This is a genomic window from Streptococcus parasanguinis, assembly GCF_023109675.1.
Taxonomy (GTDB): domain Bacteria; phylum Bacillota; class Bacilli; order Lactobacillales; family Streptococcaceae; genus Streptococcus; species Streptococcus parasanguinis_I.
Map to the genome: position 1 here is coordinate 1 of NZ_JALDUR010000012.1, position 15715 is coordinate 15715.

The following is a 15715-nucleotide window of genomic DNA, read 5'->3' on the forward strand; positions in this document are numbered from 1 at the left end:
CACATTGGTTCGTCTTGTTCAGTTTTCAAAGGTCTTTGTCGCTCTCGCGCGACAACTATATTAGTATATCATGACCTACCCTTACTGTCAACACTTTTTTCCAAAAAAATTTATTTTTTTGAAAGTTCATTTATAAACTGTCAACTTTCAGCTTTTAAATTGAATTTTTAAAGTCCTTTAGATAGTTCTCCAATTTCTTTTTCATTTTTGTTTTTCCTAGACATCTTCTGTTTGCTAGTAATGCTTCATATTGTTCTTTTTCTTTTACGGTTAATTTTTCTTTAAAACGTTTTAATGCATCTCTCAGAACAACCAGCTCATCTAAATATATTTTTCTTGATGAAATTCTGTGACTAATTTCTCCAATTTCAATATATGGAAGTCTATTAATTTTTCTTTTATCACTTTCCTGTTGTCTTATTTTATCTTTAATATGATTTCTAAATTTTGTTTTGAAATATGTATAAAGTAATTCTTCATTTGTTTCAATTTCAGGATTTTTTTGATAAAGTTCAAAGAGTGTTAGCTGTCCTTCTTGTTCCCAATCATCCTTTTCCCATAATTGAATATAATATTCTTTTTCACATTTTCTTACGATATATTTTACTTTTTGATACATTTTATTAAATTCCATAAGCTCTCCTTTACTTTTATCTGTATTTTATAAAAATAAAGAAGCCCATTGGACTTTTTTTCTATTCTGCACGTTTTTTTAACTATTTGGTTATTATTTTTAGCTATTTTGTCCAAATACACAAAAAAACTGCCACTTGGTGACAGTTTATCGATAGTCCGTACGGGATTCGAACCCGTGTTACCGCCGTGAAAAGGCGGTGTCTTAACCCCTTGACCAACGGACCATTTTTACAACATATTCTATTATACAGAATATTTTTACTCTGTCAACACTTTTTTTAATAAAAAAAGAAGGAAATATTTTCCTTCTTTTGAATTAGTTATTTTCTTCTAATTTTGACTTAATCTCATCATATGATAGAGGTTTTGCTTCTTCTTCTAATTCATGCTCTGAATTTTCAGGCATTTTTCCTGTTTCATATAATGATTTAATTTGAACACTATCCAAGGTTTCATATTTTAATAGAGCTTCCGCAATTAATTTATGCGTTTCTCTATTTCCTTGAATAATTTCTGCCGCTTTATTACGGGCTTCATTCAACAGACTACGAACTTCTTCATCAATTTCGTAAGCTGTTCGTTCTGAAATCATTTTTTGTGGACTTTGAGCACCAAACATTGCATGATTTCCTTCATATTGGACCGGTCCAAGTTTTTCACTCATACCATATTCTGTCACCATTGCACGCGCCATTTGGGTAGCTTGTTCAAAGTCATTTGAAGCACCCGTTGTTTGCGAATTGAAAATAATTTCTTCGGCAACACGTCCTCCCATGAGCCCAGCTAATTGTTCTTTCATATCTTCTTTAGAAAGTAACATTTGATCTTCTTTAGGAAGGGCAATCATGTAACCGCCTGCACGACCACGTGGAACAATCGTAACTTTATGAACTACACGAGCATTTGATAAGACCAGACCAACAATTGTATGACCAGCTTCGTGATAAGCAACCATTTCACGTTCTTTTTGTGAAATCGTCCGATCTTTCTTAGATGGACCTGCAATAACACGATCTTCTGCTTCATCGATATCAGCAGCATCAATTACTTTTTTATTTCGACGAGCTGCAACCAAGGCTGCTTCGTTCAAAACATTTTCGAGATCAGCACCGACAAATCCTGGTGTTTGTTGAGCAACCAATTTCAAGTCCACATCTTGAGCAAGTGGCTTATTCTTAGCATGAACACGAAGAATTGCCTCACGACCTTTCACATCTGGACGTCCAACCAATACTTTACGGTCAAAACGGCCAGGACGAAGAAGGGCAGGGTCAAGGACATCAGAACGGTTAGTTGCTGCGATAACAATGATTCCTTCGTTGCCTTCAAAACCATCCATCTCAATCAAGAGCTGGTTAAGGGTTTGTTCACGTTCATCATTTCCGCCACCAAGACCTACACCACGTTGGCGCCCAACAGCATCAATTTCATCGATAAAGATAATGGCTGGTGCTGCTTTTTTAGCATCTTCAAAAAGTGAACGAACCCGGCTAGCGCCGACTCCGACAAACATTTCAACGAAGTCAGAACCAGAAATACTGAAGAATGGCACTCCAGCTTCACCAGCTACTGCTTTTGCTAAAAGGGTTTTACCAGTTCCGGGAGGGCCTTCAAGAAGCACACCTGCTGGGATTCTTGCACCCAATTTAGTAAAGCGTTTTGGATCTTTTAAAAATTCAACAACTTCAACAAGTTCTTGTTTTTCTTCTTCAGCTCCTGCTACATCTGAAAAACGAACTTTAATATCTTCTTTATTAGCAGCGCGGGCTTTATTACGACCAAAGTTCATGGCACCGCGGGCACCTCCGCCACCGCCTTGGTTCATCATTGAGAAGAAGAAGAACATGACGATAACAAATGGAACAATTGAAGTCAGAATGGTTATCCACATGCCACTTGAGCTTTCACGTTTGATAGTGATTTCCGCTTTGTGGTCAGCTGCTAATTTTTGTAATTCATTGACAGTGATGTCAGATGGAAGGATGACACTAGTAAAGCGAGATACTTTTTGAACACTTGGGGTAAAAAATTGAATTCCTGTATCATCTTTTGATTCTTTAGCTTTATTATAGGTCCCTGCAATTTCAATCACACTACCATTTGGTTGGTAACTGATCGTTTTTACATTATCATTTTTAATTTCTTTGACCAATTCTGTGTAGTTGATTTGCTGACTTTGACCAACTCCATTACCCGCAAAAAAGTACTGGAACCCTGTCACAGCCGCTACAATAATCAACAAATACAGAAATGGATTTCGAACAAAACCGTTATTTTTTCTGTTATTCATCTAGTCTCCTCTATTTTGAGTACACTTCCTCTTTTAATACACCAACATAGGGTAGGTTACGATAATTTTCATCATAGTCTAAACCATATCCTACAACAAACTCATTTGGAATCGTAAAGCAGGTATAATCTGCTTCAATCTCAACCAAACGTCCTTCAGGTTTATCCAGTAAGGTAGCAATCTTCACAGATCCTGCATTTCGTTCTTCAAAGAGTTCTTTTAGACTCTTGAGGGTTTTACCTGTATCGATAATATCTTCTACAAATAAAATATCTCTACCAGTAATATCTTGGTCGATATCCTTGATAATATTAATAATACCTGAGCTTGCTGTACCACCATGATAACTTGAAACCAGCATAAAATCCAATTCAATATGTGTATCCACGTGGTTGATCAACTCTGCCATAAATGGAACAGAGCCTTTCAAAATTCCAACAAAAATTGGATTTTTTCCTTGGTACTCTTTTGTTAGGGTTTCCCCCAATTTCTTTGCTGCTTCTACAATTTCATCATGTGAAACCAATACTTTTTTTATATCTTTTTCTAACATGTTTTTACCTATCTATTTTTTGAATATAAAGATCATCTTTCATTATACCACTTTTTGAGGGCTTACTCAAATCACTCGTTACCAATCCCACTACAGAAAGAATATTATGATTCTGTTCTATAATGAGAGCCTTTTGCCGAAGAGAAATTGGAATTTTATGGTTGATAAACCACCGCCTTAATTTTTGATGGTGGCCATTAACAAGCAGCTGATCTCCTTCCTTTCTCCTTCTAATTAAGATGGGAGTTTCGCGTGAAACAGAAAGAATTTCTACATTTTCCCCTACTAATGGTTGTCCAAAAGATAGTTTATAATTTGCAATTTCAAAAATATTCCCAAATTCTAACAAAAATGGGAGGGGTTGGTCATCCGACTTTTGACTGATTTTTTGTATTTCAAAGAAATCATATTCTTGATGTAGTTCATAATTCGACTTTAAATAATGAACGCAATTTCTTTTTTTTCGCAGTAAATCTAATAATTCTTGAAACTGTACCCTACCAAGTTGCAAATCTGGAAATTGTGCCAAATACTCTTCTAATAAGAATGATTGTACAGAATCAGAATACGTTCTAAAAGAAGCTAAATCTTGAATACTTAACTCGCTAGTCAATTCTTTCAGGGCTTGGTGCCAATGAGTCACTTCCTCTGCTAAATAACGAAGACTTGCTTGCATTTGAGGATTTTCTTTTTCAAATTCAGGAAGGTATTGATGGCGTACACGATTTCGGAAATAGTCCTGTGAGTCATTGCTACTATCTTCAAAGTGAGGGATTTCCATCAACTCATCTTTGGTAAAAATTAACAAAGGACGGATTAGCTCACCCTTGCCAAATGGTTGGCGTACAGGAATGCCACTTAAATGGCGTAATTTTGTTCCTCGTATCAAGCGCATGAAAGTTGTTTCAGCTTGATCATTTGCATGATGACCTGTTACTAAAGCAGTGCAATCTTCTTTCTCCATAATCTGTTTAAAAAAATCATAACGAAAGGTACGAGCTTTTGCTTCCGTAAAATCACCCGAATAGTGAGCCACATGAATACGTGTCTCTCGCCTATCAGCTAGCGTTCGAAGTTCACTTTCTTCTAAATCTGATTCTGGTCTTTGTCCATGATTGATATGAGCGAGTACCAGATGGATTTTCAATCGTTCTTTATTCTTATATAAAAGTTCATACAGATTCATTGAATCCAATCCACCAGATAAGGCAACTAAAACACGGCGATGGGGAGTAAATAGATCTTGTTTTTCACAAAACTCTAAAAATCGCTTTTCCATTATTTCAATACCTCATAGATATCCTTTGAAATGTTGGAAATCGTATCATAATTCGAATGATCTGTAAAAACGACTAGTACATAGGGTGAATTTGTGTATACAATCGCAACATCATGTCTAAAATCATAGGCATCTCCAATTTTATGAGCAACTTTTACTGGAAGGTCACGCGCAATCCGTTGATCATCATATTTTGTAGAGGAGAGTGCATCAATAATAGAGCCATTTTGTTGATAGACAGCCTCCATGACATTGCCAGCCATTTCAGCGGATGCTTCTCTTTTTTCAACATCCCAATGTTTCTTTGCAATTTTATCCAAAGTTTTTTGGAAGTCTTGATCTGATTGATGAGTGACATAATAATTCAAGATATTATGTCCAACATTATCTGATTCTTTTGCAATTTTATCTACCAACTCTTGAACACTATATTCTTTTCCATCTGGTGTTTTTGAAAGGCTACCACTTCCTTCTGGTTCATAGCCACCTTTGAAATCATTGACTTCTGGAATATATTTGTAGGTTGTAGTTGGAGAAATGGCTTTTTTATTGAGCTGTTCTTGGACGTAGTACAAGTATGGTAATTTCGTTACACTGGCAGAATACATTTCTTTTTGCGGATTGATTCCAGCAGTATTTCCAGTCTCTAATTGTTTTACATAGATTCCATACGAAGGAGAATTGTATTTACTATTTAACAAGTCCTGGACTTTTTCCATTCGATTATCTTTTTCAGTAACGAATGGTTTGTTCACCCAGCCCTGACCTTCAATCTCCACAAATTCATCTCGTAAAGTCTTAGCTGTACGTAAGACTGTCACTTTTGTATAAGGAGAAAGAGGTGTATTTTTTTCTTTTGCACCATTTATTAAGGGTCGGTCATACACTTTAAAACCAGGTTTTAGCCACATGTCTTGTTTTTTTTCTTGTGTTTCTTGTACAACATCAGAAAAAATGACAGAAGAATCTGCTAATACATATCCTTTATCTACTATTTTAAATACAGCTTTCCCTTCATCATTTACAAAGAGTTGTTCGATTGTAAACGGTGTGTTGGGAAGAATTTCTCCTTTTGCTTTTTTCAACTGAGGATCAGAAAAAACAGAAATTTTGCGATAGACATTCGGGTTCGCTGGAATTGAAGAAAAATAAAGTTCTGATGGATGAGCCATTGTCTGAGAAGACTCAGACTGCTCGATACTCGCTGCTTGAGACCCAATAAATAAAATTGGAACTAACAATAGGAGCAGAAATCGTTTAGACACCTGTATTCCTTTCCTTTTCATCCTTTTGAAGTTTAATCATTTGGTTTTTCTTTTTTAATTCCTCTAATTTTTCATCCGAAAATTCAAGGAATTGTTTAACTGTTTGTAAGATATTTTCCATCGGTTATTGGGGGAGTAAATCTGGGATGGTATAAACATATTCACCATCTTTTGAAAAAGAATACTTAGCGCGTGCATATTTTGTTGCATAATCATCGTCTTTTAATTTTTTAGCGATGTCTTGTTGGTATTCTTTTTGTTCACTTGTTTCTTTATACTCTTTTTCCAACTGTTTGTATTGTTCTTTTTTATCTTGTAGCGATTGATAGCTCTGGGCTAAATTATAAGTTGGAAGAATAAACAATAACATGACCAATATCAAAACGAGCCCCAGAAAACGATTGCGTTTTTTTCTTTCTTCTTCTAAAAAACGTTTTCGCTGACTTTCGTCTTTGATATATTTATTGTTCATTTGAACGATATTTTTAGGCATCTTCTTCTATCCTTGTTTCACTAATTATTTCGTACATTTTGGATGCATCTTCTTTTTTTGTACTATCCAACATTTCCAAGACTTTAACCGTCAATACTTTATTTCCAAAACGAACTTCAATTTGATCATTCACTTTCAAATCCGTTGAACTTTTGGCTAATACTCCATTAACTTTGATCCGCCCTTTATCTGCAACTTCCTTTGCAACAGGGCGACGCTTAATAATGCGAGAAACTTTTAAATATTTATCTAATCTCATACTGTCACCTCTAACATAGTATTGTATCATTTTTTATACATAAAATGCGAAAAATGAGCTGAGAACTGCTAGTTCTCTTCTTTTTCCTGTTTAATTTCCAATAAGGTTTGACCAAATTGCTTCAGAGCTTCTAAAATTTCAAAATCTTTCTTGTTTCGAATATCAAAGATCACTTCAATCAATCCCTTTTCTTCTGCAATCTGTGCCTTCAACTGTGTCATTGACAGAGCTTTGAAATAATCCTGTGTTAAAAACAGTTGTTTGGCAATAGGTTCAAATTTCACTGTCACTTTTTGTTGTTTTCTCTCAACAAGACGGACAAAGACTTGATCTAAGTAAGCTTTCACTAAACCAATTTCAAGTAGATAGGCCACAACATCTGGGTATTCTCCAAAACGATCAATCAATTCATCTTGCAAGTATTCATAGTCCGTTGTAGAATTCATTTCACGAATTTGTTTGTAAATTTCAATTTTTTGACGTTGATCTGAAATATATTCATTAGGTAAATACGCATCTATTTGAAGGTTCAACTCTGCATTGCTCTTTTGCCGACGATGCTCTTGGCCTTGTTTCTTAGCAATAGCTTCTTCTAACAATTGAGAATACATTTCAAAACCAACTGAATCGATGAAACCAGATTGAGAAGCTCCAAGGATATTCCCTGCTCCACGGATCGATAAATCTCGCATAGCAATTTTAAATCCAGACCCCAACTCAGTAAAACCTTTAATCGCTTCTAAACGTTTTTCAGACACTTCTGTAAGAGATTTGTCTGGACGATACATCAAATAGGCATAAGCAATTCGATTGCTTCGTCCCACACGACCTCTTAGTTGATAAAGCGTTGAAAGTCCCATATGATCCGCATTTTCAATAAAGAGCGTATTGGCATTTGGAATATCCACACCTGTCTCAATAATGGTTGTCGTCACTAAGACATCGTATTCGCCATTAATGAAATCCAACAGGGTATTTTCTAAGCGAACCTCACTCATCTGACCATGAACAAAGCCAATCGAAGCCTCTGGAATCAACTCTTTTAATTCAGACACCTTTTGTTCAATTGTATCTACCTTGTTGTAAAGATAATAGGCTTGTCCTCCACGATCCATCTCCCGCAACACAGCGTCTCGAATAATGGTTGGATTGGTCTCTAATACAAAAGTTTGCACAGGATACCGATTGGTCGGAGGTGTTTCGATGACAGACAAATCTCGAATTCCTAGCATAGACATGTGAAGAGTTCGAGGTATAGGGGTAGCTGTCAAGGTAAGCACATCCACCTTTTTTTTCAATTCTTTCAAGGTTTCTTTGTGCTTCACTCCAAAACGTTGTTCTTCATCGATCACGATTAAACCTAAGTCTGAAAAAACAACATCTTTGGACAAGAGACGGTGAGTTCCAATAATAATATCCACTCGTCCTTTTTTCAACTTTTCAAGCGTTTCTTTCTGCTCTGCCTTACTCTGGAAACGACTTAAAACAGCAACCTCTACTGCAAAAGATTCAAAACGCTCCTTAAAATTGGCATAATGTTGTTGGGCAAGAACAGTGGTAGGAACCAGCACTGCTACTTGTTTATGATCATTTACTGCCTTAAAGGCTGCTCGCATAGCGACCTCTGTTTTTCCAAAACCGACGTCTCCAACCAGCAATCGGTCCATCGGACGATTCGATTCCATATCTTTTTTAATTTCTTCAATGGAACGTAATTGGTCATCTGTTTCAATATATGGAAAATCTTGTTCAAAAGCCTCTTGATTTTCATCATCTTGGGAATAGGCAAAGCCTTCTAATTGACTACGCTCCGCATAAAGTTTTATCAAATCATCCGCAATGTCCTCTACCTGGGTCTGAACCTTTTGCTTCGTTTTTTGGAAACGCCCATCGTTTAACTTGTTAATTTTTGGCGTTTTTCCATCACTTGCAACGTATTTGGACAACATCTGAATCTGATCGACAGGAATCGAGATGCGATCTCCATTTTGATATTGAATTGAAACATAATCACGATGGACACCCGAAATTTCAATCGTTTCAATTCCCAAATATTGACCAATACCATGAACTTGGTGAACAACATAGTCCCCTTTTTCCAATTCATTATAATTTTTTAGGCGTTCTGCATTGGAAATATTTTGCCTGCGAATCTTTCGTTTGATCTTTTTCTGATAAATCTCTGATTCTGTAATGTAGACAATTTTTTCATCAACAAATTGAAAACCGTGAGCTAATCCTCCAACGACTAATTGACTAGCTTGAGGAATGATCGTATCCCCATCAATATAATCTAATCGAATCCCATACTCTTCTAAATTTTTATGGAGCTGTTGAAGATTGTGATGAGAAGTTGCTTGGACAATAACAGTATAGTTTGATTTTCGATACCGTTCAATTTCCTCTTTTAGTAAATCAAATTGTCCAAAAAACTCCTGCATGGGATATTGATTGAATTGATACAAATGATCAAACTTCAGATTTCCTAATCCTTTTTGAAAGTTTGAAAAATAAGTTGCAGGCGTATATTTTCGTAATGTTGTACTGGTGTCTGCAAAATACACTTGGCGAGAAGAAGCTCTATTTTTATGTAAATCTTCCGTCAAGAGATTAGCTGTATCTAGTTCAAATCTCGCTATTTGGTCTGCTATTTTTTGATAATCATCCAGAAAGACTGGAGTATGTTTAGGGAGATAATCGAATAGGGTATATTGCTTTTTGTAAAAGAAACTAATAAATTTCCTAAGATCCGGATGGAGTTTCCTTTGAGAAATATCTCCCAGAATTTCTGCTAGATAAGATTTAAATTCTTCATTTGCACTCTGTTCTTGCAATTGTTCTATTTGCTGCTGACCACGGATAAAATCTTCCTCTTGCAACAATAGATCACTCACTGCCTTCAGTTGAACTTCTTCAACATTTTCAACAGAACGCTGACTTTCTGGGTCAAAGATTCGGATTCCATCAATCTCATCTCCGAAAAATTCAATCCGATAGGGTTGGAGTTGGTCGATCTCAAAGATATCTAAAATATCTCCTCGTAGACTAAACTCTCCCTGTTGCAAAACTTGGCTCACCTTTTGGTAGCCAATTTTCTGTAATGTTTCACTCAGAGTAGTTAAGTCTATTTCTTGACCAACCTTCAATTGAAAAATGCTAGATGCAAAAACTTTAGGAGAAGGTAATAGTAGTTTTATACCACTCACATTGGTCACAAGGATGCCTTGACGATCTTCTTGGCATAAAAAGTTCAAAGCCTCTAATCGTGCAAATTGCCTTTCTTGTGAAGCAAAAACAAATTCTGCTAAAGGGTTATCATCTCCCAAAAATGTATGGACTTTCTCTTCTCCAAGTAAGGCAATAAAATCACTGGCCAATCGTTCTGCTTCGTTATAACTGGAAGTGATGAGGACTGCTTTTTCAATAGAATCAAAGGCTGAAGCCATTACAATAGCCTTTGTGGTCGCAGATAATCCTAAGATCAATTCCCTATTATTTTTTTGCAAACCTTGTTGCCAGGATAGAAGGTTGGAGTTTTGACTCACTAAATCAATTACATTCATCTACTTACCCGTTGTATTTCTGCATGCTTCTTTCAAAATTTTCTTCTACCAAGTAATCGTTAACCGCTTCTTCTACTCGATCGATTGTTTGTAGAATAGTGATGTAATCGCCTTTATCAAATTTTCCTAATACATGATGAACAACTGACATGCCCTGCTTAGGTCTTCCAATTCCAATCTTAATTCGATAAAAAGTCTGAGTTCCAATATGATTGATAATCGATTTGATTCCGTTATGACCTCCAGCTGATCCTTTAGCTCGAAGACGAATCTTACCAACTTCCATATCTAAATCATCGTAAATAACCAAAAGATCTTCAATATCCAGACCATAATAAGTCAGAAGGGCATGGACTGCTTTTCCACTCTCATTCATGAAAGTGGTCGGCTTTACAAAATAGACCTTTTCTCCATTCAAAAATGTTGAGGCGATATCAGCTTGAAAAATCTTATCATGGGAGAAAGTAAGATTTAAAGACTTTGCCATTTGATCAACTAACATAAAGCCTACATTGTGTTTCGTTTCAAAATACTTATCACCTGGATTTCCCAATCCAACAATTAATTTCGTCATCTCTTTCCTTTCAAAACACTAAAAGGGTTGGAAATATTTTTTCCAACCTTTACATTTTTTTAACTATCTTATACATTAAAACGGAATTCCATGATGTCCCCGTCTTGGACAACATATTCTTTTCCTTCTTCGCGCAAGCGTCCTGCTTCTTTTACAGCCTTTTCAGAACCGTATTTAACTAAATCATCATAGGACATGGTCACGGCACGAATAAATCCTTTTTCAAAATCAGAGTGGATGATTCCAGCAGCTTGAGGAGCTTTCATACCACGTTTGAAGGTCCAAGCACGCACTTCTTTTTCACCAGCTGTGAAATAAGTGCCAAGTCCCAACAAGTGGTAAGCTGCACGCGTGAGTTTATCAACTCCAGACTCTGTTAGGCCAATTGCCTCTAAAAATTCTTGTTTATCTGCATCATCTAGCTCAGAAATTTCTTCCTCAGCACGCGCAGAAATCACCACGACTTCCGCATTCTCTGTTGCCGCAAAGTCACGAATTTGCTTCACATACTCGATAGAATCTGGATCTGCAACAACATCTTCATCCACATTGGCTACATAAAGAACTGGTTTGGTAGTCAAAAGGAAAAGTCCTTTCACCACTTTTTGTTCTTCCTCCGTGAATTCAATGGTCCGAGCTGATTTACCATCTTCAAGAACTGGTTTGATTTTTTGTAGAACATTAAATTCCGCAACAGAATCCTTATCTTTTTGTGTACGAGCGATTTTTTCTACACGCGCATAGCGTTTATTGACAGACTCTAAGTCGGCTAAAATTAATTCTAAATTGATGGTATCAATATCTGCCAGTGGATCAACAAAGGCATCTTCACGACCTTGCTCCCGCATGACATTTTCATCATCAAAAGCACGCACTACATGGACAATGGCATCTACTTCACGGATATTGGCCAAGAATTTATTACCAAGTCCTTCTCCCTTAGAAGCCCCTTTCACAATCCCAGCAATATCTGTAAATTCAAAAGTAGTCGGAACTGTCTTCTTAGGAGTAATCATTTCCGTCAATTTTTGGAGGCGTTCATCTGGAACTTCTACCATCCCGACGTTTGGATCAATGGTTGCAAAGGGATAGTTTGCGGCCTCTGCTCCTGCTTTTGTAATTGCGTTAAATAGGGTTGATTTACCAACATTTGGTAAGCCAACGATACCTGCTGTTAATACCATTTTTCTTTTTTCTCCGTTCAAATTTCAATCTCTTTTATTATAACATAATTCAAAAGATAAGTAATGAAAAATAAAATATTTCATGACCTTTGAAACTAGATTTTTTCATCAAACTGTAACGTTCTAAAAAGATAAAAATGATATACTATATTTAACAATGAACAAAGGAGTTTTTCAGATGAAAAAACAAATATGGAAATCTATTTTTCTTTCTTTAATCGCTATCTTTACGCTCTTTCTTCTTGGAGCTTGTGGACAACAATCTGTTCAAAAATCCTATCTTCAGGCAATCAACCAAGAAAAGAAAACAGATGTTCGTATTACACTAGAACATAAAGGTGATAAAGCGATCAGTAACCAAACCACCACTACTATTTATTACAAAGAGGCGGGAGTTACGAAAGATCAATTAAAGGAAATGATCGATAAATATGATGAAGAATACAAAGATGTCAAAGGATTCACACATTCTGCTGAATATAAAGATGATTATTTGGTTGAAAAAACAACACTAAATTATGAAAAGGCAGACTTAGATCAGCTAATTGAAAAGAAATTAGTAACGACACAAAAAGATAAAAAAGTCGACTATATCAGCTTCAAATCAACTTTTGATATGATGAAACAGGGTGGTTTCAAAGAAGTTAAAAATGGAAAATTTGAAGAATTAAAATAATCGAAAAGGTTCGGTCACATAAGTGACTGAACCTTTTATAGTACTTTCTTCATTTTCTGTTCAAAATCATGGCGACTCATCATGACCACATGATCACAATTGCTACACTTGATTTTTATGTCTGCACCAAGTCGCGTAATTTCCCAACGATTTGCCTTCTTGCCTGTTTCTTTAATCACACAAGCGTGAGGCTTTTTCATTTCTACAAAATCACCTAACGTATACATGATTCACCTTTGTTAATTTGTGCGAACTGGCGTAATCAATTGAATGAACCCTTGTTCATTTCCTTCTGGAACCAATGTAAACGGTCTAACAGAAGAAATAAAACGAATAACAACTTGTTCACTGTCAATAGCTTTGAGCGCTTCAATCAAATAAGTTGGATTAAAGCTAATAGACAAATCCTCTCCTGAAACGGCGCTCGTATCGATCTCTTCATTTACTCGCCCAACTTCTGGTGAATGAACGTGAGAAGAAACCACTCCATTTTTGAACTCTAATTTAACCGTTCCGTTTTGAGTCGCATTTGAAAGAAGACGAGCACGCTCCATTGCAAATCGAAGGTTGGCCACATTGAAGGTTGCCTCTGTATTGAATTCTGTTGGAATGAGACGGTCTGTATCAGGATAATTTCCTTCTAGCAAACGGGTATAAAAACTAATGTGTTCACTTCTAAATAGGATTTGATTGTTAGCAAAGAAAACTTCAACTGTTTCAATATCATCAGAAAAGACAGAGGTGAATTCACGAAGAGAGCGACTTGGGATGACAACATCAAAGTTGTCTCCATTTTTCTCCAGTGTAATCACTTTTTGACTCATACGGTGAGAGTCTGTTGCTACTGTTTTTAGCTCTTTATTATCCGATAGAACAAAGTGAACACCTGTCAAAATTGGCCGACTTTCTTGTACACTTGCTGCAAATTCTGTTTCATTAATTAATTGTTTTAATAATTTTGTTTCCAAAACTAATGGATTACTTGCAGCAATTTCTTGAATACGTGGATATTGATCTGCATCTTTTCCTTTAAGTGTAATTTCTGATTTTCCACTTGTTAAAAGAACCTGTTTTTGTTCAATCTCTTTAAAATCTAAAGTAACATCTGGTAAACTTGAAACCACATTAATAAAGAAAGTTGCTTCCAATAAAATAGAACCTGGGGAGGTCACTAGTAAACCAGCATTTTCGTCTTTGATAGAAATAAAGTTTTCGATTGAAATTTGGCCATTCGATCCTGATAAGGCAACTCCTTCTGGAGTGACATCAATTTTAATCGTGGAAAGGATTGGAATAGCATTTTTTGAACTGATCGCTCTTTTGGTAGTATTTAGTGCTTGTAAAAATAAAGTTTTGTTAATAGAAAAATTTATCATGGTCATTCCTTTTATTTATTTTATGATTAGTAAGTTAATAGTAATAGTAGGTTGTGTGGAAGTTGTGGAAAAGTCTCAGAATCCTATCTATGACTTAAAAAGTTACTTGTTTAAAAATTGTGCATAACCCTTAGAAGTTTAGAGGAAGTTATCCACAGATTAATTTAACTTTTTCTTGATACTTTGAATTTCGAGTCGTAGATTATCATCTGTGTCGACCATACTTTTAATTTTTTCATAAGCATGAATGACAGTCGTGTGGTCTTTTCCACCGAATTCTTTTCCGATTCGAGGAAGTGAGTTGTCCGTCATCTCTCTTGAAAGATACATGGCCACTTGTCGTGCTAGGACAATATTCTGAACTCTTCGAGAACCTTTGATTTCTTTTACACTGACTCCATAAAAGGCTCCAACTGCTTCCTGAATTTTTTCAATGGGGATGACAAGCGTCTTGCTATTATCGTTTTTACGAGCTCGAATAGCTTCAGCTGCAACATCGATCGTAATTTCTTTTAGTTTTTTCACCTTCGCCATTAAAGAAATATCATTTAAGGCACCTTCTAAGTCTCGGACATTTGAATCAAACTGACCTGCTAGATATTCCAGTGTGTCATTAGGAAAAATATAGTCTAGATCTTCAATTTTATTCCGTAAGATGGCAATCCGAGTTTCAAAATCAGGTGGTGTTATATTTTGCGTTAGTCCCCATTTGAAACGAGTAACCAGCCGCTCTTCAAGACTATCTAAATGATCCGGACTTCGATCGCTTGTTAGAACAATCTGTTTGTTGTCGCTATGGAGGGCATTAAAGGTATTAAAGAATTCCTCTTGAGTCGTGACTTTTTTCCCGCCGAGTGACTGGATATCATCGATCAGTAAGAGATCAAGACTTCGATAGGTATTCTTGAACGTCTTCATTTCTCCTAATCGAAGGTGTTCTAAAAATTCATTAATAAAGGTTTCTGCTGGGACATACTTAACCCGTGCGTTTGGAATATTTTCTAGGATTTGATTTCCAATTGCGTTCAATAGGTGAGTCTTTCCAAGCCCTGGTCCACCATAGATAAAGAGAGGGTTGTAAGTTGTTGCAAGATTTTCAGAAACTGCAAGCGCTGCTGCTTTCGCCCAAATATTTCCATCCCCTTGCACAAAATTATCAAAGGTGTACTTTGATTTCAGACCTGTATCAATTTTAGGCAACGGTTCGGTTGTTAAGCTAGCTGAAGATAATCTCCTACTCTCACTGCTATGACTACTAGGAATTTCTTCGGTATCTTCAAAAACGAAATGGAACTTCAAATCTGTATTGTAGACTTCAAAGCTGGCTGTGATCAAAGCATTTTTTAGATTTGTTTCCCAAAATAATTCTTTATAATTTCCATCAAGATAAATGGTAGCCGTTTCTCCATCGATTTTGACTAATTTTGAATCGGCGACAAAAAAATCATAGGCACTATCTTTTAGTTGTAATTGGGCTAATTCTAAAAAACGAGACCAAAATTGCTCTTCTTGTGACACTATCAGACTTCCCTCCTTTTCTTGAATTGTATCAAATCATACGTACTCC

The 15715-nt window shown here is 36.0% G+C and carries 15 protein-coding genes and 1 tRNA gene; 1 reads left to right on the forward strand and 15 read right to left on the reverse strand.

Annotated features, from left to right (window positions below; genetic code table 11):
* Nucleotides 1–154: 154 nt before the first annotated feature.
* The 12 genes from M1G14_RS08355 to ychF form a co-directional block, all read right to left on the reverse strand.
* Nucleotides 155–634, reverse strand: coding sequence for a sigma-70 family RNA polymerase sigma factor (locus tag M1G14_RS08355; RefSeq protein ID WP_003009261.1), 480 nt, complete (start codon nucleotides 632–634; stop codon nucleotides 155–157).
* 154 nt (nucleotides 635–788) lie between these two features.
* Nucleotides 789–860, reverse strand: a tRNA-Glu gene (locus tag M1G14_RS08360).
* A gap of 92 nt (nucleotides 861–952) precedes the next feature.
* On the reverse strand, nucleotides 953–2926 hold the full coding sequence (gene ftsH / locus M1G14_RS08365; RefSeq protein WP_049485696.1) for an ATP-dependent zinc metalloprotease FtsH: 1974 nt from the start codon (nucleotides 2924–2926) through the stop codon (nucleotides 953–955).
* 10 nt (nucleotides 2927–2936) lie between these two features.
* Nucleotides 2937–3479 carry a hypoxanthine phosphoribosyltransferase gene (gene hpt / locus M1G14_RS08370; RefSeq protein WP_021154179.1) on the reverse strand — a complete coding sequence of 181 codons (543 nt, stop codon included), beginning with the start codon at nucleotides 3477–3479 and terminating at the stop codon, nucleotides 2937–2939.
* A gap of 4 nt (nucleotides 3480–3483) precedes the next feature.
* A complete protein-coding gene (gene tilS, locus M1G14_RS08375) occupies nucleotides 3484–4758 on the reverse strand; it encodes a tRNA lysidine(34) synthetase TilS (protein WP_023920007.1) in 1275 nt (424 codons plus the stop codon).
* Nucleotides 4758–6023 (reverse strand): serine hydrolase, encoded by a 1266-nt coding sequence (locus M1G14_RS08380; protein WP_231065220.1) that lies wholly within the window; start codon nucleotides 6021–6023, stop codon nucleotides 4758–4760. Before M1G14_RS08380 ends, tilS begins: the two co-directional genes overlap by 1 nt.
* Nucleotides 6016–6144 (reverse strand): SP_0009 family protein, encoded by a 129-nt coding sequence (locus M1G14_RS10935; protein WP_003009253.1) that lies wholly within the window; start codon nucleotides 6142–6144, stop codon nucleotides 6016–6018. The genes M1G14_RS08380 and M1G14_RS10935 overlap by 8 nt, the downstream gene beginning before the upstream one ends.
* Before the next feature lie 3 nt (nucleotides 6145–6147).
* The gene (locus tag M1G14_RS08385; protein ID WP_003009251.1) at nucleotides 6148–6516 is read right to left on the reverse strand and encodes an FtsB family cell division protein; all 369 of its coding nucleotides are present in this window, start codon (nucleotides 6514–6516) and stop codon (nucleotides 6148–6150) included.
* The gene (locus tag M1G14_RS08390) at nucleotides 6509–6775 is read right to left on the reverse strand and encodes an RNA-binding S4 domain-containing protein (RefSeq protein WP_003002258.1); all 267 of its coding nucleotides are present in this window, start codon (nucleotides 6773–6775) and stop codon (nucleotides 6509–6511) included. Before M1G14_RS08390 ends, M1G14_RS08385 begins: the two co-directional genes overlap by 8 nt.
* 68 nt (nucleotides 6776–6843) lie before the next feature.
* Nucleotides 6844–10338 (reverse strand): transcription-repair coupling factor, encoded by a 3495-nt coding sequence (gene mfd / locus M1G14_RS08395; protein ID WP_061590651.1) that lies wholly within the window; start codon nucleotides 10336–10338, stop codon nucleotides 6844–6846.
* A 4-nt stretch (nucleotides 10339–10342) separates the two neighbouring features.
* Nucleotides 10343–10912 (reverse strand): aminoacyl-tRNA hydrolase, encoded by a 570-nt coding sequence (gene pth, locus M1G14_RS08400; protein ID WP_021154173.1) that lies wholly within the window; start codon nucleotides 10910–10912, stop codon nucleotides 10343–10345.
* 68 nt (nucleotides 10913–10980) lie between these two features.
* The gene (ychF, locus tag M1G14_RS08405; protein ID WP_049523091.1) at nucleotides 10981–12096 is read right to left on the reverse strand and encodes a redox-regulated ATPase YchF; all 1116 of its coding nucleotides are present in this window, start codon (nucleotides 12094–12096) and stop codon (nucleotides 10981–10983) included.
* Nucleotides 12097–12274: 178 nt separating this feature from the next.
* Here ychF and M1G14_RS08410 point away from each other — a divergent pair, with 178 nt between their 5' ends.
* Nucleotides 12275–12772, forward strand: a complete 498-nt coding sequence (locus tag M1G14_RS08410; RefSeq protein ID WP_049507418.1) for a DUF1307 domain-containing protein — start codon at nucleotides 12275–12277, stop codon at nucleotides 12770–12772.
* A 35-nt stretch (nucleotides 12773–12807) separates the two neighbouring features.
* Here the strand turns inward: M1G14_RS08410 and M1G14_RS08415 are convergent, their stop codons facing one another.
* The 3 genes from M1G14_RS08415 to dnaA all read right to left on the reverse strand — a co-directional run bounded on the left by M1G14_RS08415 (nucleotide 12808) and on the right by dnaA (nucleotide 15666).
* The gene (locus tag M1G14_RS08415) at nucleotides 12808–12999 is read right to left on the reverse strand and encodes a DUF951 domain-containing protein (protein ID WP_003002008.1); all 192 of its coding nucleotides are present in this window, start codon (nucleotides 12997–12999) and stop codon (nucleotides 12808–12810) included.
* 12 nt (nucleotides 13000–13011) lie between these two features.
* The gene (gene dnaN, locus M1G14_RS08420) at nucleotides 13012–14148 is read right to left on the reverse strand and encodes a DNA polymerase III subunit beta (RefSeq protein WP_247926518.1); all 1137 of its coding nucleotides are present in this window, start codon (nucleotides 14146–14148) and stop codon (nucleotides 13012–13014) included.
* A gap of 159 nt (nucleotides 14149–14307) precedes the next feature.
* Nucleotides 14308–15666, reverse strand: coding sequence for a chromosomal replication initiator protein DnaA (gene dnaA, locus M1G14_RS08425; protein WP_070449645.1), 1359 nt, complete (start codon nucleotides 15664–15666; stop codon nucleotides 14308–14310).
* Nucleotides 15667–15715: the final 49 nt, after the last annotated feature.

Excerpts from the sequence above, each read along its gene's own strand:
- mfd (WP_061590651.1), bottom strand. The coding sequence starts at position 10,338 with ATGAATGTAATTGATTTAGTGAGTCAAAACTCCAACCTTCTATCCTGG.
- M1G14_RS08415 (WP_003002008.1), bottom strand. The coding sequence starts at position 12,999 with ATGTATACGTTAGGTGATTTTGTAGAAATGAAAAAGCCTCACGCTTGT.
- hpt (WP_021154179.1), bottom strand. The coding sequence starts at position 3,479 with ATGTTAGAAAAAGATATAAAAAAAGTATTGGTTTCACATGATGAAATT.
- dnaN (WP_247926518.1), bottom strand. The coding sequence starts at position 14,148 with ATGATAAATTTTTCTATTAACAAAACTTTATTTTTACAAGCACTAAAT.
- pth (WP_021154173.1), bottom strand. The coding sequence starts at position 10,912 with ATGACGAAATTAATTGTTGGATTGGGAAATCCAGGTGATAAGTATTTT.
- M1G14_RS08410 (WP_049507418.1), top strand. The coding sequence starts at position 12,275 with ATGAAAAAACAAATATGGAAATCTATTTTTCTTTCTTTAATCGCTATC.
- ychF (WP_049523091.1), bottom strand. The coding sequence starts at position 12,096 with ATGGTATTAACAGCAGGTATCGTTGGCTTACCAAATGTTGGTAAATCA.
- M1G14_RS10935 (WP_003009253.1), bottom strand. The coding sequence starts at position 6,144 with ATGGAAAATATCTTACAAACAGTTAAACAATTCCTTGAATTTTCGGAT.
- M1G14_RS08390 (WP_003002258.1), bottom strand. The coding sequence starts at position 6,775 with ATGAGATTAGATAAATATTTAAAAGTTTCTCGCATTATTAAGCGTCGC.
- M1G14_RS08385 (WP_003009251.1), bottom strand. The coding sequence starts at position 6,516 with ATGCCTAAAAATATCGTTCAAATGAACAATAAATATATCAAAGACGAA.
- tilS (WP_023920007.1), bottom strand. The coding sequence starts at position 4,758 with ATGGAAAAGCGATTTTTAGAGTTTTGTGAAAAACAAGATCTATTTACT.
- ftsH (WP_049485696.1), bottom strand. The coding sequence starts at position 2,926 with ATGAATAACAGAAAAAATAACGGTTTTGTTCGAAATCCATTTCTGTAT.
- M1G14_RS08355 (WP_003009261.1), bottom strand. The coding sequence starts at position 634 with ATGGAATTTAATAAAATGTATCAAAAAGTAAAATATATCGTAAGAAAA.